Here is an 8,545-nt window from a genome sequence, read left to right as displayed (position 1 = left end):
GGTCTCCGGTACGGGCCCGCCCCTTTTCCGGCCGCCCCGCGGCCCGCGCTACTTGACCCCGGCCTCCGCGCAGGCCTGGGCGTACTGCGGGGTGCAGATGTCGGACGCCTTGTAGAGCCCGCCGTCGACGACCGTCGCCTCCACCTTCGCCTTGGTCACCACGATCGGGGTGAGCAGCAGCGAGGGGATCTTCAACCCGCCGCTGTCGGTGAGCGTGGCGGCGGTGGTGCTGATGTCCATGCCCTCGGCCAGCTGGACGGCGATGCTGCCCGCCGCGTCCGTCTCGGGCTTGTACGGCTTGTAGATGGTGTACGCCTGCTCGCCGGTGAGCACCCGGCGGACGGCGTCGAGGGAGGCGTCCTGGCCGCCGACCGGCACGTTCTTGAGGCCCGCGGCCTTCAGGGCCTCGATGACGGCGGCGGCCATGCCGTCGTTCGCGGCGTAGACGGCCTGGATGCCGTTCTTCCCGAGGCTCTGGATGGCCTCGTTCGTCTTCGCGGTGGCCACGTCCGGCTTCCACTCGCCGGACTGCTCGTAGGCGATCTTGACCCGGCCGTCCAGCGCGAGGTGCGCGCCCGCCTTGAACTGCGCGGCGTTGGGGTCGGACTCGGCGCCGTCGATCATCACGACGTTGGCCGAGGAGGCCTTCGGGCCGAGCGCGTCGAGCAGGGACTGGCCCTGGAGCTGGCCGGTCTGCTGGTTGTCGAAGGAGACGTACGCGGCGACCTTGCCCTGGGCCAGCCGGTCGTAGGCGACGACCTTCACGCCCTTGGCGTTGGCGGCGTCCACCCACGGTCCGGTGAGCTTGGCGTCGACCGGGTCGAGCAGGATGACCTTCACGCCCTTGGCGAGCAGGTCGTCGAACTGCTTCTTCTGGACGGTCGCGTCGCCTCCCGCGTTGGCGTAGCTCACCGTGCACTTGGTGCAGAGGCCCGTCACCGTCTGCTCGATCAGGGGCTTGTCGAACGCGTCGTACCGGGTGGAGGACGCGCTCTCCGGCAGCAGCAGCCCGATGCCCTCGCCGCCACCCCCGCTCCCGCCCGCCGCCGGCGCCTGTCCCGCCACCGTCTGGCCGCAGGCCGTCAGGGCGAGTGCGAGCGACACGGTGGCCGTGCCCGCGGCCGCGAGACGCATGGGTCTGATCATGATCGGTGGTGCCTCCTGTACTGCGCCGCAACCCTGCGGCAGGGGACGGAGTCAAGCGCCACCGGGCGAATGCGTCAATGCGGGAGGGATCGTTCGTTATGCCCCTGCTCGATTCGTTACGGGATGAACAGGACTTTCACAGTCCCTTGGGCTTTTCGCGGGGGGGGGGATCAAAACGGGGGTGATCAGAACGGGGGTGATCGAAACGCCGAGGTGGCGGAAACCCGGGGAAACGGGTTCCCGCCACGGCGTCGGCCCGGGCGTCAGCTGTTGATGCTGTAGCTGTCGCCGTAGACCTTCCACTTGAGCGGCGGGTTGAGGTCGAAGTTCTTGGCGTTGAGGAACACCGACTGCTCGGTGTCGACCCGGCTGGTGTCGGAGTGCGCGGCCTCCTTCTTCATGACCACCTTGCGGGCGTCCAGGAAGGCCTTGAGGTAGGTGGCCTCGTCGCCGCCCTGGGCGGGCGTCCTCGCCTTCTTCATCGCGGCCGCGCGGATGCCCCCGAAGCTGTCGGAGCTGTTGCCGGGGCCGTGCATCACGATGGCGTCGTAGTAGGCGAACTGGCCGAGCGCGCGCAGGCCGTCGGCCTTGGCCTGGTTGACGGCGGGGTTGAAGTACACCCGGTCGCGCTCGTCGTTCTGGGCCTGCTGGAAGGTCTGGTCCTTGGCGGCGGCGGCCCAGTCCTTGACGAAGGCGTCGCCGAGGCCGGAGTGCGAGGCGCTGCCGTTGACCTTCTTCAGCGCGGGCAGGTACTTGGCGAGGACGTTGCCGGGCTTGAGGTCGGTGTAGTGCTGGACCAGGTCCAGCATGTCGCCGGTGCCGGAACAGAAGCCGATGATGCCGGCGGTGTAGCCGCGGCCGTCACCGATGTCCTCGATGTACTTGTACTGGGCCTTCCAGTCCAGCGAGGAGTTCTCCGCACTGGACACCAGCTGCATCGCGATGTCCTTCTTGTGCGGGTCGTCGAGGCCGACGCCCTTGAGCTGGACGGAGGCCGCGGCCGCGGGGGCGGCCTGGGCGGCCGAGGCGGCCGCGACGGTGAGGGGCGCGGCCACCAGGGCGGCGGCGAGGGCTATGTGGAGGGCGCGACGGGGCTGAGGACGCATGGGACGCTCCGGTTCCTCGATCGGTTAGGAAAGCTTCCTAACGAGAAGGAAACGCCCGGAACCGCCGCCGCCGCAAGGGTTTTGACGAAAACACTTCAAACAATCAAGGACGGCGCAGGTCAGACCGCCCGCCGCCGCACCCACCAGACCGCCGCCGCGCACAGCGCCACCGCGAGCAGGGTCGTCCAGCCGAACTCGATCCACTGGAACGGCCAGAACCGGTCGGCCGGTTGGTACACCTCGTGCATGGTGTACCCGCCGTCGTGCACCAGGGACTGGAGGTGGGCGTAGTCGCCGCCGAGGTTGTAGAAGTCCGCCTCGGAGAGCCGGTTCCCGGCCGGGTCCGAGTACCAGACGCTCAGCACCCAGCGGTCGTCCACCGCGAGGGACGTCATGGCGCGCACCGGCTCGTCCAACGGGGCCATGTAGTGCGAGCGCACGGCCACGGCGAGGAACGGCAGGGCGACCGAGGCCGCCAGACCCAGGCCCACCGCGAGCACGGTGCGGCGCAGCACCGCGCCGGCCAGCGCCGCGACCCCGAAGGCCACCAGCACCCGCCCGACCAGCACCGGCGACGCCTGCACGAAGAGGTCCGGGTGGAACTGTCCGCCCAGCAGCTCCAGCGGTGCGTTCCACCAGCGCAGCACCAGCCCGAACAGCGCCGCCACCACGGCCAGCACCGCGCCGCCCAGCACCAGGCCGCCCGCCGTCCAGCGGGTCCGCCCGGCCCCCTGGGTCCAGGCGAAGCGCACCGTGCCGTGCTCGAACTCCCGCGCCAGCAGCGGGCCGCCGAGGAAGGCACCGAACATGCCGCCCAGGACGTAGGACACGTTGCCGAGCATCGGCATGGTGTCGGCGTACTGGTGCAGGAACCGCTTGAACGTGGCCGCGCAGGCGGCGGTGGTCGGATCGCAGGAGCCCGCGCCGGTGCGGTCCAGGCCGTCGTGCAGGTACCAGCCGTGCAGCAACAGGGCGACGGAGACCACGCCCATCACCGCGAGCAGGGTCAGCAACGCGGGCCGGTGGCGCAGCCCGGCGGCCCGCAGCACGGCGGAGCGGGGCGGGGCGAGGGTGGTGGCGCTCATGACGGTACCTTCTGGTTCGTACGGACGGCCCCGCGCGGGCCGGGCAGCGCGGAGGCGGTCGGCTCGCGCAGGTAGGCGAGCACCAACTCCTCCAGGCCGATGCGCTGTTGGCGCCAGCCGGCGGAGACCGGCGCGTCCGGGCCGCCGGTGCGCACCAGCAGGTGGGACTGGGCGCCGGCCCGGCGGTCGCGGACCACCGGCAGCCGTTCGGCGACCGCGTCGGCCTCGGCGGTGGGGCCGGTGAGCATCCGGTGGCCGCCGACCAGGTCGTCCACCTCCCCGGACACCTGGACCCGGCCGCCGGTCAGCACCACCAGGTAGTCGCAGCTCTGCTCCAGCTCGTTGACGGCGTGCGAGGAGAACAGCACCGAGAGGCCGTCCTCGGCCACCGCGGTCAGCAGCACGGCCATGAAGTCGTGCCGGGCGAGCGGGTCGAGCGCGGCCAACGGCTCGTCCAGGAGCAGCAGTTCTGGCCGTTTGGCGAGGGCCAGGGCGAGCGAGACCTGGGCCTGCTGGCCGCCGGAGAGCCGGCCGTACTTGCGGTCCATCGGGATGCCGAGGCCGTCCAGGTGGGTGCGCGCCCGGGCGTCGTCCCAGCGCCGGTTGAGGTGGCGGCCCATCGCGAGCAGATCGCGCACGGGCAGGCCGGGGTAGAGCGCGGCGTTCTGGGCGACGAAGCCGATCCGGTCCAAGGCCCTTGGCGAGCCGGGGAGTTGGTCGCCGAGGACGGTCATCGCGCCCTCGCTCGGCAGGGTCAGCCCGGCGGCCAGGCTGAGCAGGGTCGTCTTGCCGGCGCCGTTCGGGCCGACCAGCGCGACCACGTGCCCGGCCGGGACGGCCAGGTGGCAGTCCCGCAGCGCCCAGGAGCGGCGGTAGCGCTTGCCGATCCCGCCGCAGTCGATCACGGTGTCCGCGGCCGTCACGCCACCACCCCGTCCCGGCCCTCGCGCAGGTCGCGCAGCGCGTCCTCGAACACCGCGACCATCCCCCCTTCGTCCAGCCCGGCGGTCCGCGCCGAGCGCATCCAGTCCAGCAGCCCCCGCCGCAGCGCGGCCCGTTCGCGCAGCGGCACCACTCCGGCGGGCAGCCCGCGCACGAAGGTGCCCTGGCCGCGCCGTCCGACCGCCAGGCCGCGGTGCTCCAGCTCCCGGTAGGCCTTGAGCACGGTGTTGGGGTTGATCGCCAGCCCGGCGACCACCTCACGCACCCGGGGCAGCTGGTCCCCCTCCGCCAACCAGCCCATCCGCAGCGCCTGTTCGACCTGCTGCACGAGTTGCAGGTAGGTCGGGACGCCGGAGGCCGGGTCCAGGCGGAACTCGATCGGAGAGGGCTGGTCAGCGCCTTTATCTAGTTCCATAGGTAAAGAGATAAACGATCGGATGACAGGCCGTCAACCCAAGGAAACGCAAAGGGCCCCGTCCGGACCGAAGCGGTCCGGACGGGGCCCTGTCAGGCCCTGACGGCGGATCAGGCGCCGCGCAGCACCGCGCCGGTGCGGGTGACGGCCTCGGCGACGGCCGCCTCGCGGGCGGCGGTGGCCTCGTCGGCGGTCAGGGTGCGGTCGGCCGCGCGGAAGCGCAGCGCGTAGGCCAGCGACTTCTTGCCCTCGCCGACCTGTTCGCCGGTGAACACGTCGAACAGCCGGATGGCCTCCAGCAGTTCGCCCGCACCCGAACGCAGCGCGGCCTCGACCTCGGCGGCCGGGACGACGGTGTCGACGATCAGCGCGACGTCCTGGGTGGCCACCGGGAAGCCGGAGACCGCCGGGCCGTCGACCTTCGCCGGGCCGTCGGCCGTCAGCAGGTCGATGTCGAGCTCCATCGCCGCCGTACGGGCCGGCAGGCCCAGCGACTTGACCACGCGCGGGTGCAGCTCACCCGCGTGACCGACCACCCGGTCGGTGCCGGCCACGACCAGCTCGGCGCAGCGGCCCGGGTGCCAGGGCGCCAACTGGCCCTGGCGGACGGTCAGCTCGACGCCGGCCGCGCGGGCCACCGTACGGGCCGCCTCGACGGCGTCCGCCCAGGAGGCCTGGTCGCCCTTGCCCCACCAGCCGGACGGCAGCCGCTCGCCCGCGAGGGCGACGGCGACCCGGCGCGGCTGGTCCGGCAGCGCGGCGTCCAGCTCGGCCAGCTCGGCGTCGCTCGGCCGGCGGTCGACGGCCGGGCGCGGGGCCACCGAGAGCTCGTCCTTGGGCAGGAACACCGTGCCGGTCTCGAAGACCGCCAGGTCGGTGTTGCCCCGGCCGATGTTGCGGCGCAGCGTGCCGAGCAGGCCCGGCAGCATCGTGGTGCGCAGCGACGGTTCCTCGTCGTTGAGCGGGTTGACCAGCTTGACCGTACGGCGGCGGCGGTCCTCCGGCTCCAGGCCGAGCGCCTCGAAGGCGGCCTCGCCGAGGAACGGGTAGTTGTTGACCTCCACGTAGCCGGCCCCGGCCAGCGCCACGCCGATCCGGCGGTGCACCCGCTGGGCCTCGGTCAGGCCCTTGCCCGGCGGGACGTTCGGCATCCGGGCGGGAACGTTGTCGTACCCCTCCAGCCGGATGACCTCCTCGGCGAGGTCGTACGGGTCGGTGAGGTCGGGCCGCCAGGTCGGCGGGGTGACCTCCAGGACGTCGGCACCCGCGACCGAGCAGCCGATCTCCTGCAGCCGCCGGGTGACGCTCTCGCGGCCGTACACCGTCCCGGCGACCCGGTCCGGCAGGTCGGCGGCGATGGTGATGGTGCGCAGCGGGTGCGGGGCCGCGATGTCGGTGACCCCGGCCTCCGCGGTGCCGCCGGCGATCAGCACCAGCAGGTCGACGGCGCGCTGCGCGGCGGCGCGGGTGGCCTCCGGGTCGACGCCGCGCTCGAAGCGCTTGGACGCCTCGGAGGGCAGCTTGTGCCGCTTGGCGGTGCGGGCGATGGAGACCGGGTCGAAGTGCGCGGCCTCGATGATCACCTCGGTGGTGCCCGGGCCGGCGGCCGGGTCGAGGATCTCGGTGGAGGCGCCGCCCATGACCCCGGCCAGGCCGATCGGGCCGCTGGTGTCGCAGATCAGCAGGTCCTCGGCGGCGAGCTTGCGCTCGACCCCGTCGAGGGTGGTGAGGAGCTCGCCCTCGGCCGCCCGGCGGACCGTGATCGGGCCGGTCACGCGCTGCTTGTCGTAGGCGTGCAGCGGCTGGCCGACCTCCAGCATCACGTAGTTGGTGATGTCGACGGTCAGCGAGATCGGGCGGATGCCCGCCTTCTGGAGGCGGCGCTGCAGCCAGATCGGGGACTTGGCGGTCGGGTCGACGCCGACGACCGTGCGGGCCACGAAGCGGTCGCAGCCGGCCGGGTCGTTGACCTTGACCAGGTAGCCGAAGGAGTTGGCCGGCGGCACGTCGAGCAGCGCCGGGTCGGCCAGCGGCAGCCCGTACGCGGCGGCGGCCTCCCGGGCCACGCCGCGCATCGACAGGCAGTAGCCGCGGTCCGGGGTGACGGCGATGTCCAGCACGTCGTCGACCAGCTGGAGCAGCTCGATGGCGTCCGTGCCGGGCTCGTACTCCGGCGGGAGCACGATGATGCCGTTGTGGTCGTCGCCCATGCCCAGCTCGCGGGCGGAGCAGATCATGCCGGCCGAGGTCTGGCCGTAGGTCTTGCGGGCAGCGATCGGGAACGGGCCGGGCAGCACGGCGCCGGGGAGCACGACGACGACCTTGTCGCCGACGGCGAAGTTGGTCGCGCCGCAGACGATCTCCTGCGGCTCACCGGTGCCGTTGGCGTCGCCGACGTTGACGAAGCAGTGCCGGATCGGCTTCTTGAAGCCGGACAGCTCCTCGATGGAGAGCACCTCGCCGACCACCAGCGGGCCCTTGAGGTCGGCGCCGATCTGCTCGACGGTCTCGACCTCCAGGCCGGCCCGGACCAGGCGCTCGGCCACGTCACGGCCGGTCTCGCCGGCCGGAAGGTCGACGTACTCGCGCAGCCAGGAAAGCGGGACGCGCATCAGATCTCCATCCCGAACGGGAGGGTGAAGCGCACGTCACCCTCGACCATGTCGCGCATGTCGGCGACGTTGTGACGATTCATCAGGATCCGCTCCAGGCCCAGGCCGAAGGCGAACCCGCTGTAGCGGTTCGGGTCCACGCCGCAGGCGACCAGCACCCGCGGGTTGACCACGCCGCAGCCGCCGAGCTCGATCCAGCCCTCGGAGGAGCAGGTGCGGCACGGGCGGTCCGGGTTGCCGACGCTCTCGCCGCGGCACACGAAGCACTGCAGGTCGATCTCGGCGCTCGGCTCGGTGAACGGGAAGTACGAGGGGCGCCAGCGCAGTTCCAGGCCGCCTCCGATCAGCTTCTCGACCAGCACCTCGATGGTGCCCTTGAGGTCGGCGAAGGTGATGCCCTCGTCGACGGCGAGGCCCTCGACCTGCCGGAACACCGGGGTGTGGGTGGCGTCCAGCTCGTCCGTCCGGTAGACCCGGCCGGGGCAGACCACGTAGACCGGGGGCTCGCGGTCGAGCAGGGTGCGGGCCTGGACCGGGGAGGTCTGGGTGCGCAGCACCACGCCGGAGTCGGCGGAGCCGTCCGGGGCCTGCACGAAGAAGGTGTCCTGCATCGAGCGGGCCGGGTGGTCCGGGCCCAGGTTGAGGGCGTCGAAGTTCAGCCACTCGGCCTCGACCTCGGGGCCCTCGGCCACCTGGTAGCCCATCGCGACGAAGGTGTCCTCGATGCGCTCGGCCAGCGTGGTCAGCGGGTGCCGGGCGCCGCGCGGTGCGCGGTCGTACGGCAGCGTGACGTCCACCGCCTCCTCGACCAGCACGCGGGCGTCCCGCTCCGCCTCCAGCTCCGCCTGCCGCTTGGCCAGCGCCTGGTTGACGGCGCCGCGGGCCTGGCCGATCAGCTTGCCTGCGGCGGCCTTGGCGTGCGGCGGGAGGGCGCCGATCTCGCGGTTGGCGAGCGAGAGCGCGGAACGGTCGCCGGTGTGGGCGACCTTCGCCTGCTTCAGCTCGTCCAGGGAGCCGGCGGCGGCGAAGGCGGCGATCGCCTCGTCGCGCGCCTGCTCCACCACCTCGGGCTTGAGGGCCTCGACCTCGACCGGGTCGTACGACTTGTTGGGTGCCGACATCTCTATCTTCCCGTGCTCCTGCTCGTCCGTGCTCAGGTGTGTGGGCTCGCCTTCGCGTCACGCCCGGCGGGGCCGGGGCGCGGGCAGCCGTTCTCCGTGCTCACGGGGAGTGGTGTCC

General features: G+C 72.4%; 7 protein-coding genes. All 7 read right to left on the bottom strand.

Features of this window, described 5'->3' with window-relative positions; translation table 11 throughout:
- Positions 1-48: 48 nt before the first annotated feature.
- The 7 genes from ACFXPX_RS35205 to pheS all read right to left on the bottom strand — a co-directional run bounded on the left by ACFXPX_RS35205 (position 49) and on the right by pheS (position 8,427).
- On the bottom strand, positions 49-1,134 hold the full coding sequence (locus ACFXPX_RS35205) for a sugar ABC transporter substrate-binding protein (RefSeq protein WP_380644500.1): 1,086 nt from the start codon (positions 1,132-1,134) through the stop codon (positions 49-51).
- Positions 1,135-1,409: 275 nt separating this feature from the next.
- Positions 1,410-2,252 carry a chitosanase gene (locus tag ACFXPX_RS35200; protein ID WP_380592482.1) on the bottom strand — a complete coding sequence of 281 codons (843 nt, stop codon included), beginning with the start codon at positions 2,250-2,252 and terminating at the stop codon, positions 1,410-1,412.
- Positions 2,253-2,371: 119 nt separating this feature from the next.
- A complete protein-coding gene (locus ACFXPX_RS35195; protein WP_375890897.1) occupies positions 2,372-3,337 on the bottom strand; it encodes a hypothetical protein in 966 nt (321 codons plus the stop codon).
- Complete coding sequence (locus ACFXPX_RS35190) at positions 3,334-4,260, bottom strand: ATP-binding cassette domain-containing protein (RefSeq protein WP_375890895.1); 927 nt, start codon at positions 4,258-4,260, stop codon at positions 3,334-3,336. Before ACFXPX_RS35190 ends, ACFXPX_RS35195 begins: the two co-directional genes overlap by 4 nt.
- Entirely contained in the window at positions 4,257-4,694 is a 438-nt protein-coding gene (locus ACFXPX_RS35185) for a GntR family transcriptional regulator (protein ID WP_375890893.1), read from the bottom strand. Before ACFXPX_RS35185 ends, ACFXPX_RS35190 begins: the two co-directional genes overlap by 4 nt.
- Before the next feature lie 110 nt (positions 4,695-4,804).
- Positions 4,805-7,306 carry a phenylalanine--tRNA ligase subunit beta gene (gene pheT / locus ACFXPX_RS35180; RefSeq protein ID WP_380644499.1) on the bottom strand — a complete coding sequence of 834 codons (2,502 nt, stop codon included), beginning with the start codon at positions 7,304-7,306 and terminating at the stop codon, positions 4,805-4,807.
- Entirely contained in the window at positions 7,306-8,427 is a 1,122-nt protein-coding gene (gene pheS, locus ACFXPX_RS35175; RefSeq protein ID WP_375890889.1) for a phenylalanine--tRNA ligase subunit alpha, read from the bottom strand. The genes pheT and pheS overlap by 1 nt, the downstream gene beginning before the upstream one ends.
- Between the last annotated feature and the right edge of the window lie 118 nt (positions 8,428-8,545).

Source organism: Kitasatospora sp. NPDC059146 (assembly GCF_042786665.1).
Lineage (GTDB): Bacteria > Actinomycetota > Actinomycetes > Streptomycetales > Streptomycetaceae > Kitasatospora.
This window is presented reverse-complemented; position numbering and strand designations above follow the sequence as displayed.

What these genes read in the sequence shown, in the direction of transcription:
- ACFXPX_RS35205 (WP_380644500.1), bottom strand. Translation starts at nt 1,134, where the DNA reads ATGCGTCTCGCGGCCGCGGGCACGGCCACCGTGTCGCTCGCACTCGCC.
- ACFXPX_RS35200 (WP_380592482.1), bottom strand. Translation starts at nt 2,252, where the DNA reads ATGCGTCCTCAGCCCCGTCGCGCCCTCCACATAGCCCTCGCCGCCGCC.
- ACFXPX_RS35195 (WP_375890897.1), bottom strand. Translation starts at nt 3,337, where the DNA reads ATGAGCGCCACCACCCTCGCCCCGCCCCGCTCCGCCGTGCTGCGGGCC.
- ACFXPX_RS35185 (WP_375890893.1), bottom strand. Translation starts at nt 4,694, where the DNA reads ATGGAACTAGATAAAGGCGCTGACCAGCCCTCTCCGATCGAGTTCCGC.
- pheT (WP_380644499.1), bottom strand. Translation starts at nt 7,306, where the DNA reads ATGCGCGTCCCGCTTTCCTGGCTGCGCGAGTACGTCGACCTTCCGGCC.
- pheS (WP_375890889.1), bottom strand. Translation starts at nt 8,427, where the DNA reads ATGTCGGCACCCAACAAGTCGTACGACCCGGTCGAGGTCGAGGCCCTC.